Genomic DNA, 14,323 nt, shown 5'->3' with positions numbered 1-14,323 from the left:
AAGAGGTACGGTACAAACGAAATATCTTTTCGTCGAATATCACTTCGCTCGCTAGATCGCGCTACCTGTGCGTATTGCGGGGAAGATCTGAATGAGTCGTCGGGATGAAGCAGGCTTGCTTTCGGGATGGGATGCTAGGCGAAAAACGTAGCTTTAGCGGTGCTAAAGCGAGGCTTTGCAACGACGCAGACCGCCCGAAAGCAAGCCTGATTCGCCCGATTCGACTTGTTCAGATCTTCCCCGTGGTAAAGGAGGAGGTGGCGAAACCTATTTCCCGGAGAAAAATAGAACTCAACGCCACCGGGGGACACGGAGCAAAACGTGCAGGTGGCGCGATCCACCGCCCAAGCAAAGATAGGCAACATCAGACAACAAAAAAGCGACCCGAAGATCGCTTTTTGAATCAAGCAATGCTTGATTATTGCTGCTGCGCAGCCTGCTCAAACGGTAAAGTCATGTTGCGCAGATCGCGTTTGGTTTCTACCAAGACGAGCGGGCCGTCATCGAGCTGCACTGCGGGTGGGCGCTCGCGAGGGATGTGGATCGGCTTGGGTTCTGCGGCGATTTGTGCTTTCACAGCTGCAATTCGCTCAGGGTTGGAGTTGACCCATTGCAAGCCTGCGCCAGTCGCCACAGCATCCATCTCGCTCACGGGGAGTGAGAAGCTGCCGATTTTGGGCATGCCGGTTTTGACTGTTGGCTGAGCAACGGGAGCTTGCACAGGAGTCTGTGCAAGCTGCTCATTTGCTACAAATTCAGTAGCGCCTTGCGCAGATTCTGTGCCGGCTACATCCTTGTTTTGTTCAAAAAACTCGCCTTGTGTCGCATCTTGTGGGCTGCGCTCAGAGCGCTCACCACGCTCGCGACGATCACGGCCATAGCGATCACGTGAGCGGCGCTCACGGCGTTCACCATTTTCACCTTCGCGGCGCTCAGTTGGCGCGCCGTCTGCTGAAGCTGATTCTGGGCTCATTGCCATGGCGGCGCCAGCCGCAGCAACCATGCCACCAGCCGCGAGTGCTGTTGTGGCGGCGTTCATACCTTCTGCATTCTCGCTGCGCTCTTGACGGTCATTGCGCTCACCGCGCTCGCCACCACGGCCACGGCCACCGCGTTCACGGCGACCACCTTCGCGTGGCTCACGCTGCTCACGCACTTCATTTTGCGAGCCATTTTGGCCATTCGCTGGCATAAATTCTGCGCTGAGTGCTCCGTTTTCGGTAGCATCTTGGCGCGGAGCACGATCCGCTCTTTCGCCACGACCTCTACCGCCACGCTCACCGCGACCACCTTCACGTGGTTCACGGCCTTCGACACCAGGACGCTCAGAGCGCTCGGTGCGTTCGCCTTGACGATCTCCGCGTTCTTGGCGTTCGCCACGTTCACTTCGTCCACGACCACCACGGCGGCCATCACGACCGCCGCGCTCGCTACGCTCACCATCACGCCCGTCACGATTTTGGCGGCCTTCTTTACCTTCCACGCCAGGCGCGCGATCACGCGTCACTTCAGTTTTAACTTGCGGTGCGGCTGGCGCAGCCTCGCTGCTGCCAAACAAAGCTTTGACCCATGCAAAGAAGCCTTTTTCTGCGGGCTTTGCAGCGGTAGCAGTCGCAGATGCTGCGGCAGGCGCTACAGAAACAGGAGCGGGCTTCTCTTCTTTCACCACCGGCGCTGGTGCGGGCGCATCAGGCAACACGCCTTTGATGATCGGCGTTTGTTTGTTGGTTGGCTCATTGATACGGCGCGTCACAGCGGTTGCGTCTTCGATTTCTTCGGCCATCTTGTAGCTGGCATCCAAGTTGTCCAAACGCGGGTCGTCGTGCTTCAAGCGCTCAAGCTTGTAGTTCGGCGTCTCGAGTTGTTTGTTCGGAATCAAGATCACAGCGACGCGCTGCTTCAATTCAATCTTCTGAATCTCCAAGCGCTTCTCGTTCAACAAGAAGGAAGCCACATCCACCGGCACTTGCGCATGAACTGCGGCCGTGCTTTCCTTCATGGATTCTTCTTGGATGATGCGCAAGATTTGCAGTGCGGAGCTTTCCGTATCGCGGATATGGCCTGAGCCGCCGCAACGTGGGCAAGGCATCGAAGCGCCTTCCGAGAGAGCCGGGCGCAAGCGCTGGCGGCTCATTTCCATCAGGCCGAATTTCGAGATCGAGCCGAATTGCACGCGTGCACGGTCTTGGCGCAGCGCATCGCGCAAGCGATTTTCCACATCGCGGCGATTGCGGGACTCTTCCATGTCGATGAAGTCAATCACGATCAGGCCGCCCAAATCGCGCAGACGCATTTGGCGCGCCACCTCATCGGCTGCTTCCAGGTTGGTGCGCGTTGCGGTCTCTTCAATATCGCCGCCTTTGATGGCGCGCGCCGAGTTCACGTCTACGGAGACGAGCGCTTCAGTGTGGTCAATCACAATCGCGCCGCCAGAAGGCAATTGCACGGTGCGCGAATACGCGCTTTCAATTTGGTGCTCAATCTGGAAGCGAGAGAACAGCGGCGCATCATCACGATAACGCTTCACGCGCGCAGCGTGCTCAGGCATCACATGATCCATGAAGCCTTTGGCCTGCTCATAGATATCGTCTGTGTCGATCAAGATATCGCCTACTTCGGTGCTGAAGTAGTCACGAATCGCGCGGATCACGAGCGAGGATTCTTGGTAAATCAAGAAAGCGCCCTTGCCCGCCTTGCCAGCGCCTTCAACCGCCGTCCACAGCTTCAAGAGATAGTTCAAATCCCACTGCAGCTCAGGCGCGCTACGGCCAATGCCTGCGGTGCGCGCGATGATGCTCATACCATTGGGATACTGGAGCTGATCCATGTTTTCTTTGAGCTCAGCGCGATCATCGCCTTCGATGCGGCGCGATACGCCACCGCCACGCGGGTTGTTCGGCATCAGCACCACGTAGCGGCCAGCCAGCGAGATAAAGGTGGTGAGCGCAGCGCCTTTGTTGCCGCGCTCTTCTTTTTCCACCTGCACGAAAAGCTCTTGGCCTTCGCGGATCACATCCTGAATGCGCGCTTGGCTGGGCGACACATTGCCGTTGAAATACTGTTTGGAAATCTCTTTAAAAGGCAAAAAGCCATGGCGGTCTTCGCCGTAGTCCACAAAGCAAGCCTCTAAAGACGGCTCAACGCGCGTCACAACCGCTTTGTAAATATTGCCTTTGCGCTGTTCGCGCCCTTCAATCTCAATCTCGTAATCGAGCAGTTTTTGGCCATCGACAATGGCCAAGCGTTTTTCTTCCACCTGAGTGGCATTGATCAGCATGCGTTTCATGCGTTTCTCCTACGTCACTCGTTTCGAGTGACACATCATTCACAGACTCATGACGAGTCAAACGATGCCGTGAACGGAGAATTGCCGACGAAAAGGAATTGCCGAAGGGCAGCGCGGGCGAGAGCGGGTTAGCTCAGGCGACGTGCGTACGCAGGCGCAGGGACGCGGGTGTTGTGCGATGAAGGGATGCACTGATGACTCACGAGAGGTGAGTGAGATACTATAAAAATAATAGCACTCCGCGCAGATTCTATGCCGGCGAATGCATGAAAAGGCTTTGAAAACGGCATCAAAAACCGCTCCAGCCTCATCCAAATGCTAACCAACAAGAACATCATCTAACCGTGTTTCCTAGAGGCTGCCAGTTACTCGGCTCGTAGATCGAGCGGGATGCAACTGGCTGCCAAGATTCCAAAATGGGTGTCAACAAAAATTTCCGCTCGCCCGAAAAACTTAGAACGCCGGCGCAGACTTTGGCCTGCTTGCCTTGCGCCCCGAACTGATCGGTGGCATCAACCGCCAATTGCCACTTATTCTTTGCCCGTAAATACTTGCGAATCAAGGACTTAAGAGCGCTTTGTTCGCGTCAATTGGTAAGAAACATTATAGGCGGGATTGGCGCAAGATGGTTTGTGCGGCTCACAGGGCTGGCTAAAATCACAGATAAGATGAAAACCGTCATATGCTTGATCACGAGCCAGCCACCACTTAGGCTCAGCCATGGTTGAAGCACTCCCCAAAGTCGCTCTGCTTCAGATCGACACCAGTAGCGAAGGCCAGCGGCTCGACAATTTTCTCTTGCGCGTCTGCAAGGGCGTGCCCAAGACACATGTGTATCGCATCATCCGCTCGGGCGAAGTGCGGATCAACAAAGGGCGAGCGCAGGTGGATACGCGGCTGGCTGTGGGCGATGTGGTGCGTATTCCACCGATTCGTTTGACAGATGACGCTGCGCCAGAAGCCACTCAACAGCAAAGTGGGCCTGCAAACACGCCGCCGCGCGAATTTCCTATTCTGTTTGAAGACGATCATTTGCTCGCCATCGACAAACCCGCAGGCGTGGCCGTGCACGGCGGCTCGGGCGTGAACTTTGGTGTGATCGAGCAATTGCGTCGCGCTAGGCCGCAGGCCAAGTTCTTAGAACTCGTGCATCGCCTAGACCGAGACACCAGCGGTATCCTACTCATCGCCAAGCGCCGGAGCGCCTTAGTGAATTTGCAAGCCCAATTCAAAGCGCGTGAAACGGGTAAGACATACTTAGCTTTGGTCAAAGGCACATGGCCTGCCAAGCTCAAAGTCATTGATCTGCCGTTGCACAAATACCTGGTGAATGGCGGCGAAGACGATGGCGAACGCAGAGTGAAAGTCGTCGCCAAAGACGACCCCGATGGCATGCGCTCCATCACGCTTGTGAAAATCGCCAAGCTCTATACCTTGCCCAACGGAGAGCAAGCCAGCCTTCTAGAAGTCACCATCAAAACCGGCCGCACCCACCAAATCCGCGTGCATCTCGCGCACCATGGTCATCCGATCATTGGTGATGAGAAGTATGGCGATTTTGAGTTGAACAAGGCGTTGGTTAAGGCGGGTATGAAGCGCATGTATTTGCATGCTTGGCAGCTTGAGTTTCTGCATCCTGCTAATTCGCAGACAATGACACTGAACAGCGCATCACCTTTCTAAGAATCGTATGACTTCGCTTGCTGCAAATTTTGCTGACTCTGCTATTGGGGCATATCAACGATATTTGTCGCCGCACAAAGGTTTTTGCTGTGCGTACAGGGTGCATACAGGGCGACGTTCGTGCTCAGCATATGCTCGTGGAGTAACGCAACGGCTAGGACTATTCGCATTAGTCACTGCTTTGCCTAAACAGTTCTCTAGATGCAAAACAGCCTATCAATCAATGCAGACAGCCATCGCTTTAGAAAATAACAACAAAAACAATCAGCGCAAAGAAGACGAGAACATTTGCAAAGACTTTTGCGATCCATGCCAAGCTGCGACTTGTTTTTTCTGACTAATGCCGAATAAGCAAATCCATGCGCCTGCTCTACCTCCACGGATTCCGCTCTTCGCCGCAATCTTCCAAAGCGAAACTCATGGCGCAGAAGGTGCGCTTAGCAAACCGCAAGAAAGCCGCTATTGAATGGTATTGCCCGCAACTTCCGCCTTCTCCCGCTGAGGCATTCGAGCTAGCGTGGCAGTTTGCTGCACCTCAAGATGAGACAAAAAGAAAAATCCCGCTTGCCGTGATCGGCTCTTCGCTCGGCGGTTTCTACGCTGCCGCACTCACCGAGCGCCTGTTGCGCGCTGGCATCTACGCGCGCTGCGTATTGCTCAACCCTGCGCCGTTTCCCGCCAGAGATTTATCCGCCTATATTGGTCGCGTGAAAAATTGGCATGATGAAGGAGACTTCGTATTCACGCAGCAGCATGTCGATGAACTCAAAGTGATCGACGGCCAAGCCTTCACCCGCCCCGAGCGCTACATGGCCATCATTGCCAAAGGCGATGAGGTGCTGAAATGGCGGGAGATGACGAAGCGTTTTCCCGCTGGCACGATGCGCGTGCTCGAAGGCGGCGATCATGCGATCAGTGATTTTGAGATGTATGCGGATGAGGTGTTGGCGTTTTGCCAAGGCTTGTAACCCTCTGCTTGAATCACAATATCGCTATGACAAACAACACACTTCAAGCTGATTCACATATTCCGCGCCAAGGTATGGGCGATGATGGGCAGCGAAAAATTGTGGATGTCGCAGTGGGTATCTTGATGCAGCCCGATGGCAGCTTCTTGATGACGACTCGGCCTGCTGGCAAAGTCTATGCGGGCTATTGGGAATTTCCAGGCGGCAAGATTGAGCGCGGGGAAACTTTGGCTGAAGCTTTGCGACGTGAGCTGGTGGAAGAGATCGGCATCACGATTGCCGATGTGCATCCTTGGAAAGAGCAGGTGGTGGACTACCCGCACGCGTTGGTGCGCCTGCATTTTTGCAAAGTGCATGAATGGAGCGGTGTGTTTGACATGCGCGAGGGGCAGGAGATGCGCTGGCAGCGCTTGCCGACAGATGTGAGTCCTATCCTCCCCGGAGCATTGCCAGTACTTGATTGGCTAGCTGAGTAAAAAAATCACAGCGCACCAACAAGGCCTCGGCTGTGGTTGGGTTGTTCACCGCAGTGAAATAAAGGGGGAGGCACGCGCGCAGCGCCAGCCGGAGGACATTCACGGAGGGGAACAGCACAAGCGCAGACGTGGCCGGTCTCCCAAAGCAGAAATCATCAGCACGCCAACACTATAAATTCAATAGCACGCCGCGCAATAAATACGCCGGCAAACTGCCCAAAAAGCATCAAGCCTACGCCTTATCCGCCTCAGTGGTAAACGAATCAGCGTAGAACTCATCCGAAGGCAGCCCACGCTGCGCCACAAAATCTCTTTGCGCCGAATCCACCACAATCGGCGCGCCACAGGCATAGACCTGATGACCATTGAGATCAGCCAAATCATCCAGAACGGCTTGATGCACAAAGCCTGTGCGCCCCGTCCATGCGTCTTCAGGCAAGGCATCCGACACCACTGGCACATATTTCAAGTTCGGCATCTCAGCCAAGCGCTCTTTCACCCAAGCATCCAAATACAAATCCTCAGGGCGACGACCACCCCAGTAAAGCACAGTGGGGCGAGTGATGTTTTTGAATTGCATGTGCTCGATCAGCGCTTTGATAGGCGCGAAGCCTGTCCCAGATGCGAGCATCACGATGGGCTTGTCGCTCTCGCGCAGATAAAAGCTGCCATACGGCCCTTCGATGCGCAGGATTTCTTTTTCTTTCATCGCGCCAAACACATGGTCTGTGAATTTGCCACCGGGCATGTGGCGAATGTGCAGCTCGATCATGGGCGCGGCGGCATCGAGCGTGTGCGGTGCATTACCCATGCTGTAAGCGCGGCGCGCGCCATCGCGCAGCAAAAATTCCACATACTGCCCCGCGTGATACTGCACCACATCATTGGCCGGTAATTGCAGCTTCACGCGCATCACATCATGCGAGAGCTTCTCTAGCGCCATCACGCGGCTAGGCATTTTCTTGATGGGGAATGCGCCGGCTTCCGTGACTTGCTTGGATTCGAGCACCACGTCTGACAAAGGCTTGGCGCAGCAGGTCAGCACGAAGCCGTTTTCCTCTTCCTCGGCAGAGAGCGCTTTGGATTGATGCGGGCCATGCTCCACCGAGCCGGAGATTTTTTTACATTTGCAGCTGCCGCAAGCACCATCTTTGCAGCCATAGGGCAGGCCAATGCCTTGGCTGATGCCAGAGGCGAGGATGAACTGATCGGGGTTGACGGTGAAGCTGCGGCCGCTGGGCTGGATGGTGATTTGGAAAGACATAAGACAATACGCACTGAAACTGTTGTGACTAGCCCGAATTGTGCCTTCAAATCTAAATCCCCTCGGCGCGCTGCCGCGCCGCTTCCGCCAACAACGCTTATTGATCGTAGGCTGTGGCGATGTGGGGCTGCGCGTGGCCGCGCAATTGCCCGCGCATGTGCGCAAGCTCGCGCTCACCTCTTCGCCAGAAAAAGCCCCGCAGCTCCAAGTACTAGGTATTCAGCCTTTGCTGGGAAATTTAGATAACGCTGCAAGCCTGCACCGCCTAGCCGGCATCGCAGACCGCGTGCTCCATCTCGCACCGCCGCCTACAGAAAACAAAGACGAATGGTGGCGCGATCCGCGCACCGCGCATTTGCTGCAAGCCCTGCGCCGCCGCAGCTTACCCACGCATTTCATTTATGGCTCCACCACAGGCGTGTATGGCGACTGTCAAGGCGATTGGGTGAGCGAGAGCCGCGCTACGCAAGCGCACACGCCGCGCGCGCATCGGCGAGTTGATGCAGAGCAGCAAATCTTAAATGCAGCAAGAGGCCGAATGACGGCCAGCATCCTGCGCATCCCCGGTATTTATGCCAACGACAGAGAAGGTGGCACACCGCGTACCCGTCTGCTCAAAGCCACGCCAGTGCTTGTAGCCCAAGACGATGTGTACACCAACCACATCCACGCCAACGATCTCGCCCGCGCCTGCATCGCAGCGCTCTGGCGCGGCAAGCCGCAGCGCATCTACAACGTGGCGGACGACACGCAGCTCAAAATGGGCGACTATTTCGATCTCGCTGCCGATCTGTATGGCCTGCCCCGCCCACCTCGCATCAGCCGCGATGCTGCGCAGGGCGAGCTACCGCTCATGCTGCTGAGCTTCATGAGCGAATCACGCCGCCTCATCAATGAGCGGATGAAGCGCGAGCTGCGGGTGCAGTTGCGCTACCCGCAAGTCTTGGATGGCTTGAAATCCTGAGGTCTTAACCCGCTGCAGGTGCGACGGTTTGCTTGTCGTGCTTTTGGCGTTTGATGTGGCGATTCTGTTTGTTTTGCGCATGATGAATATGGGCGCGCTCGCGCTTCGTCACTGTGCCGTCGGCCTCAGCCTTGGCCTGTTTGTTGTCTACTCGCGATTGGCCTTTGCTCAACCGCGTAGCTTCTTGCGCGGTGAGGGAGCCATTCGCTGCGCCTTTGTTGATACGCTGCTCCTGGCGAGCTTCGCGCTTGTCAATGCGAGGCGTGTTGGTTGAGGAGGGGGCGGTTTGGGCAAAAGCGATGCCAGTGGCTGCCAAGCTTAATGCAATCATCAAATTGCGAATTTTCATCATGTTCTCCATCGGTTTAAGAATGTTGCCTCGCAGCACAGTAGCTGTGAGTGCCCCTAGACAACGCCTATCCGTGCGAACCCGCTCACATCTGGTTTGCAAAGCAAGGTAAAGTTTCGGTTAACTTAACTTCGTTGACCTTCGTATCATGACGCTTTCACGTAGAAATACTATTAAATTCATAGCTGCCAGCGCAGCATCTATGCCGGCAATCTCTGCTTTTTCTCAAAATTTTCCCTCTAAACCCATCCGCTGGATCATCGCCTCCGGTGCAGGTAGCTCATTGGATGCCATCGCCCGCGCCATGCAGGAGCGCTTGGCCGCCACGCTCGGCCAGGCCATAGTCATTGAAAACCGCCCCCAAGCCGGCGGCACAGTCGCCACCAATGAAGTGGCCAAAAGCGCAGCGGATGGCCACACCTGGCTGCTCGGCTTCAACGGCCCCGTGGCCTTCGCGCCCTTCCTCTACAGCAAGCTGCCGTATAACCCGCTCAAAGATTTAGCGCCCGTGGTGATCACCACCTCGCAGCCTAACATCATCGCGGTCAACGCGAGCGTACCTGCAAGCAACATGAAAGAGCTGGTGGCGCTGATGAAGGCCAACCCCGGCAAATACAACTACGCCTCAGTAGGCAATGGCTCTTCATCTCACCTTACGATGGAATATCTGAAGGCACTCACGGGCACATTCGCCGTGCACATTCCTTTCAACGGCGGCCCGCCTGCAGCCCTCTCCACCGCCGCAGGCGACACCCAAATCCTCGCTACCGTGCCCACACTCATCCTCCCGCAAGTGCGCGCAGGCCGCATGAAGGCCTTGGCTGTGACAGGCAAGACGCGCTACTCACTCACCCCCGATTTACCCACTGTGGAAAGCGCAGGTTTGAACGAGTTGAAAGGCTTCGAAGCCATCGCTTGGAACGGCGTGCTCGTCGCCGCAGGCACGCCCCGCCCCATCATTGACCGCATCAATGCCGCCATCAATGCTGCGATGAAAGAAGCCAGTGTGATGGAGCGCATGAAGACCGCGGGCTTGGATGCTGTAGGCGGCAGTGCAGACGATTTCGGCAAGCTCATCGCCGATGAAGCGAAAAAGTGGGAGCCAATCATCAAGCGCTCTGGGGCTAAATTAGATTAAAGATTGATGAAGTTTTCATCACTCAAACAATAGAACGCAAAAGGCGCAGAAGAAACGCAAAAGACGCAAAAATTCAGACTGTGATGGTAGATTTTTGCGAATTTTGCGTTTCTTCTGCGTCTTTTGCGTTCTTCTTTTAAGAAAGTTATCATCATCATGCAACGCAGACAACTCATCGCATTAACTACAAAATCAATAGCACTCGGCGCAATATCCTTGCCGACGATCACCGCTTTTAGCCAACAAAAACCGATCCGCCTCGTCGTCCCCTACGCCGCAGGCGGCCCGATTGACGTCACCGCCCGCCTCATCGCGGAGCAAGTGAAAAGCAGCCTAGGCACCGTCATCATCGACAACAAACCCGGCGCAGGTGGCAATATCGGCGCAGACCTCGTGGCCAAGGCCGCGCCGGATGGCACGACCATTGGCATCGCCGCGCTCGCCACCCACGCCATCAACCCCTGGCTCTACAGCAAGATGCCTTTCGATGCCGGCAAAGATTTCGCCCCCATCACGCAAATGCTGCGCGTGCCCCAAGTGCTGGTGATGAACGCCGATACCGCCGCGCGCCTCAAAATCAACACCTTCCAAGAATTCGTGGCGTATGCCAAAGCCAACCCCGCTAAGCTCAACTACGGCTCAGGTGGCAATGGCTCGGGCGGACATTTGGCGGGCGAAATGTTCAAGCAGCGCGCAGGCGTCTTCGCCGTTCACATCCCCTACAACGGCGGCAACCCCGCCCAGCTCGGCCTGCTTTCCGGCCAAGTCGATTTCAATTTCGACAACCTCGCCACAGCAGCACCGAATATCAGGAGCGGCAAACTCAAAGCCTTGGGTGTCACAGCCCTCAAGCGCTCGCCCAATCTGCCCGATGTGCCCACACTGCAAGAAGCCATGCCCAATCTCTTCACCGGCTTCGCTATCGACACCTGGTGGGGCTTAGTCGCCCCTGCAGGCACACCAGCAGACGTGGTGAACAAACTCAACGCCGCCTTCACCGCCGCTCTCAAACTCCCCGAAACCCAAACCCGCTACGCAGGCCTCATGGCCGAGCCGACACCGAACAGCCCGCAAGAATTCGCCAGCTTTATGGCGCAAGAGCGCGCGAGGTATGAGAAGCCGGTTAAGGCAAGCGGGGCGCGGGTGGATTAAGCTTCCCCTATCAATGGAATGATGAAATAATCAGTGCTGTGGATAAACCTGACCTTTACGACTTTCGGATAGATGCTTGGATGCCCGAAACGCTGCCAATGGCACGTTTGGCAGAATATCTTGCGAGCTTATCGAAAGTGTTTGGCAACCAGGAATACGTGCATTTTTCTAAAGTCCGCAAAGGCAGCGCGATACTTGAAAGCATGGTTGCACGTGAAGCTGCGCCAAAAGTAGCAACGCGCCTAAAACTGGTGGGCTCGCATGATTGCCCTGAAGATGCTAAGAAGCAAATTGGTCATATCAACGACATGCTCCGAGAAGATCGCGCATCGGCTGTTCTAAGGAAAAAAGGCGGGGCTGAAATTATTCTTTTCCCCGGTTGCAAAATACCTTTGGCTGAAGAAGCCATCGTCCATGAGGCTGGTGAGTTGATCGGTACGGTAATTAAAGTCGGTGGTAAGGACGAAACCGTACCTTTGCTATTACAAGACACGGACGGCACGACATACCCTTGCACCACTACCCGTGATTTGGCACGTGAACTTGCACATCATTTATTTGGTGATCAAGTACGTATTCTTGGGACTGGCAAATGGCGGCGTACTCAGGATCGCGTATGGAAGTTAGATGAGTTCAAGCTAAAGAGTTGGGAGCAGCTTGAACAAACACAACTTGTAGATGATGTTGCTATCCTGCGTTCTATCAAAGGTAGTCAATGGAACGCATTTGACGATCCGCATGCCGAATTAAAAAAATTACGGGAAGCATAATTCATGGCGGGTGTTGCATTTGATTCCAGTTATCTAATTGATCTTTTGAATCCGAAGTTGGTGGGCGACAGGCGAGCAGCTTTAGATCATTTACTTAGTTCGTTGAGCAAATCAAAAACACGCATCCTGATCCCAGCCCCTTGTTTGACCGAATTGTTGATTCGTGCCGGTAAGGCACGGGACGAGTACAGTCAAAAATTCAGCAATTCAACTAGTTTTGAAGTTATTCCGTTTGACAGGCGGGCAGCAACAGAGTGCGCTCTTTTATTGGAGCAGGCTTGGGATAAGAAATCGCACAAAGCTGTCACGAGAACCAAATTCAAATACGACTGGATGATCGTTGCATGTGCTGCTTCACGCGGAGTAGGCAAGATATATTCTGACGACGAGGATATTTCGCGCTGCGCCAAAGAACTAGCTATTCAAGTAATCGCGCAGAGTTCGTTACCTATTCCCGCTGAAGCGCGCCAAATGCGAATTCCAGAAGCTGACTGAAACTCAGTGTCGGAGCCGCTCGGCTAGTTCTTTAATGCCGCCGCCGCTTGGTGTCAGCTCAAAATTAAGGGTAAACGCTAGCAATCTTGTGCTCATATTTAGAAGTTATCTATTGTCAATCTAAGAAATATGCAATATATTTCATTTACGCAGGAGAGAGTTGCGGCATTATTGTTCATGTCGCATCCACCGAAGGCGCAAACTCCCATACACGCTCAGGTTTCCACCACTGCATTTTTTTGTTAAAGCCGTCTGGAGAGCCGCCTCACATCAGTGAGTGCGCACCGAAGGAGCAAATGCCTCGCTACCCTAGCGCGGTGTGAATCTCTCAGGTACCGAGGACAGGGGGAGCGGCATGGCCTAGAAGCTGCAGTTGCTATTTATTTCATAGCATTTTGCGCATATTCTATGCCGGCTATCCTCTTAAAAGGCTTAGAAAACAATGAAAGTCCTCGTTCTCGGCAGCGGCTTGCTCGGTGTGAGCTCCGCGTATTACCTCTCTCAGCTTGGCCACGAAGTGACTGTGGTGGATCGACAAGCCAATCCGGCGGCTGAAACCAGCTTTGCCAATGGCGGGCAAATCTCGGTGAGCCATGCTGAGCCTTGGGCGAATCCGAGTGCACCTTTGAAGGTGTTGCAGTGGCTGGGCAAGGAAGATGCGCCGCTGCTGTTTCGCATTCGGGCGGATATGCGGCAGTGGCTTTGGGGGCTGCAATTCATGCGCGAATGCACGCCCGCACGCACGCGGCACAACATTGAGCAGATCGTGCGCTTGGGCACATACAGCCGCAGCATGTTGCAAGAGCTTCGCGCATCGACAGGTTTGCATTACGACCAGCGCACGCAGGGCATTTTGCATTTCTACACCTCACAAAAAGAGTTTGAAGGTGCACTGAAGCCCGCCGAGCAAATGCGCGCACTGGGCTGCGAGCGGCAGGTGATCAGTGCGGAAGAAGCCATCAAACTAGAGCCCGCACTGCGCCACATGCGCGGCACATTGGCAGGCGCAACCTACACCGCTGAAGACGAATCGGGCGATGCAAATCAGTTTGCGCGCGAGTTGGTGAAGCTGTGCGAAGCGGCGGGGGTGAAATTCTTGATGAGTCACACGATCACGGCTTTGCGTGAAGCCGGCGGGAAGATTGATCACATCGAAGCAACAGACAACGAAGGGCGTTTTCAAAGGCTGCGTGCAGACAGTTATGTGCTCGCGATGGGTAGCTTGAGCCCGCTCTACGCCGCGCCGCTAGGCATCAACTTGCCGATCTATCCCGCCAAAGGTTATTCCGTGACGATGCCTGTGAAAGACGCGAGCATGGCGCATCAGGTGAGCTTGACGGATGATGAATTTAAGCTGGTGTTTTCACGCCTTACGCCGAAAGATGGCGACCCGCGTGGCGACAGATTGCGCATCGCAGGCACAGCAGAACTCAATGGCTATGACCGAGACTTGAACCGCGTGCGGTGTGAGGCCATCGTGCGCCGCGTAGAGCAACTTTTCCCCGGCGCGGGCGATGCAACGCAGGCTAGCTACTGGACGGGCCTGCGCCCCGCCACGCCGAGCAATGTGCCCATCATCGGCAAAAGCAAGCTCCCCAATTTATTCATGAACACCGGCCACGGCACGCTCGGCTGGACGCACGCTTGCGGCTCGGGCAAGAGCATCGCGCGCATCGTGAGCGGCCTCGCGCCTGAAGTGAATTTTTCGTTTACCTGAACATGAGCCTCGCTTCAGGCGCGGGGTTCTTGCAAATTGTGTGTTTGGCCTGTTATTTTTA

General features: G+C 55.1%; 13 protein-coding genes and 2 riboswitches. Of the genes, 10 read left to right on the top strand and 3 right to left on the bottom strand.

The window, feature by feature from the left end; translation table 11 throughout:
• Positions 1-418: 418 nt before the first annotated feature.
• Positions 419-3,286: an Rne/Rng family ribonuclease gene (locus tag KIH26_RS15930; RefSeq protein ID WP_213446677.1), complete on the bottom strand. Its 2,868-nt coding sequence runs from the start codon at positions 3,284-3,286 to the stop codon at positions 419-421.
• Positions 3,287-4,006: 720 nt separating this feature from the next.
• Here KIH26_RS15930 and KIH26_RS15925 point away from each other — a divergent pair.
• From KIH26_RS15925 to KIH26_RS15910, 4 genes are read left to right on the top strand one after another with little or no spacing between them, the layout of a single operon-like run.
• Positions 4,007-4,969 carry an RluA family pseudouridine synthase gene (locus KIH26_RS15925; RefSeq protein WP_213446676.1) on the top strand — a complete coding sequence of 321 codons (963 nt, stop codon included), beginning with the start codon at positions 4,007-4,009 and terminating at the stop codon, positions 4,967-4,969.
• Between the two features lie 7 nt (positions 4,970-4,976).
• Positions 4,977-5,306, top strand: coding sequence for a membrane protein insertion efficiency factor YidD (gene yidD, locus KIH26_RS17190; protein ID WP_213446675.1), 330 nt, complete (start codon positions 4,977-4,979; stop codon positions 5,304-5,306).
• Positions 5,307-5,328: 22 nt separating this feature from the next.
• Positions 5,329-5,937: a YqiA/YcfP family alpha/beta fold hydrolase gene (locus KIH26_RS15915; protein WP_213446674.1), complete on the top strand. Its 609-nt coding sequence runs from the start codon at positions 5,329-5,331 to the stop codon at positions 5,935-5,937.
• Between the two features lie 26 nt (positions 5,938-5,963).
• Complete coding sequence (locus KIH26_RS15910) at positions 5,964-6,413, top strand: NUDIX domain-containing protein (protein WP_213446673.1); 450 nt, start codon at positions 5,964-5,966, stop codon at positions 6,411-6,413.
• 232 nt (positions 6,414-6,645) lie between these two features.
• On the opposite strand, the gene KIH26_RS15905 is transcribed toward KIH26_RS15910, so the two are convergent.
• A complete protein-coding gene (locus KIH26_RS15905) occupies positions 6,646-7,677 on the bottom strand; it encodes a CDP-6-deoxy-delta-3,4-glucoseen reductase (RefSeq protein WP_213446672.1) in 1,032 nt (343 codons plus the stop codon).
• Between the two features lie 40 nt (positions 7,678-7,717).
• On the opposite strand from KIH26_RS15905, the gene KIH26_RS15900 reads away from it, so the two are divergent.
• On the top strand, positions 7,718-8,641 hold the full coding sequence (locus KIH26_RS15900; RefSeq protein WP_213446671.1) for an SDR family oxidoreductase: 924 nt from the start codon (positions 7,718-7,720) through the stop codon (positions 8,639-8,641).
• 4 nt (positions 8,642-8,645) lie between these two features.
• Here KIH26_RS15900 and KIH26_RS15895 read toward each other — a convergent pair whose 3' ends face one another.
• Positions 8,646-8,990, bottom strand: a complete 345-nt coding sequence (locus tag KIH26_RS15895) for a hypothetical protein (protein ID WP_213446670.1) — start codon at positions 8,988-8,990, stop codon at positions 8,646-8,648.
• Positions 8,991-9,138: 148 nt separating this feature from the next.
• Between KIH26_RS15895 and KIH26_RS15890 the strand changes: the two genes are divergently transcribed.
• The 5 genes from KIH26_RS15890 (at position 9,139) to KIH26_RS15870 (ending at position 14,262) form a co-directional block, all read left to right on the top strand.
• The gene (locus KIH26_RS15890; RefSeq protein ID WP_249661446.1) at positions 9,139-10,128 is read left to right on the top strand and encodes a Bug family tripartite tricarboxylate transporter substrate binding protein; all 990 of its coding nucleotides are present in this window, start codon (positions 9,139-9,141) and stop codon (positions 10,126-10,128) included.
• Between the two features lie 156 nt (positions 10,129-10,284).
• On the top strand, positions 10,285-11,280 hold the full coding sequence (locus tag KIH26_RS15885) for a Bug family tripartite tricarboxylate transporter substrate binding protein (protein ID WP_213446669.1): 996 nt from the start codon (positions 10,285-10,287) through the stop codon (positions 11,278-11,280).
• A 38-nt stretch (positions 11,281-11,318) separates the two neighbouring features.
• Complete coding sequence (locus KIH26_RS15880; RefSeq protein WP_213446668.1) at positions 11,319-12,050, top strand: MFS transporter; 732 nt, start codon at positions 11,319-11,321, stop codon at positions 12,048-12,050.
• Between the two features lie 3 nt (positions 12,051-12,053).
• Positions 12,054-12,545, top strand: a complete 492-nt coding sequence (locus KIH26_RS15875; protein WP_213446667.1) for a PIN domain-containing protein — start codon at positions 12,054-12,056, stop codon at positions 12,543-12,545.
• Between the two features lie 140 nt (positions 12,546-12,685).
• A riboswitch (glycine riboswitch) is annotated at positions 12,686-12,787 on the top strand.
• A riboswitch (glycine riboswitch) is annotated at positions 12,788-12,900 on the top strand.
• Positions 12,901-12,987: 87 nt separating this feature from the next.
• Positions 12,988-14,262: a D-amino acid dehydrogenase gene (locus KIH26_RS15870; RefSeq protein WP_213446666.1), complete on the top strand. Its 1,275-nt coding sequence runs from the start codon at positions 12,988-12,990 to the stop codon at positions 14,260-14,262.
• Positions 14,263-14,323 lie beyond the last annotated feature (61 nt).

This window comes from Variovorax sp. PCZ-1 (assembly GCF_018413605.1).
Classification (GTDB): Bacteria; Pseudomonadota; Gammaproteobacteria; order Burkholderiales; family Burkholderiaceae_C; genus JANMDU01.
The sequence above is the reverse complement of the archived record's forward strand: the minus strand, read 5'-3'. Positions and strand labels throughout refer to the sequence as shown.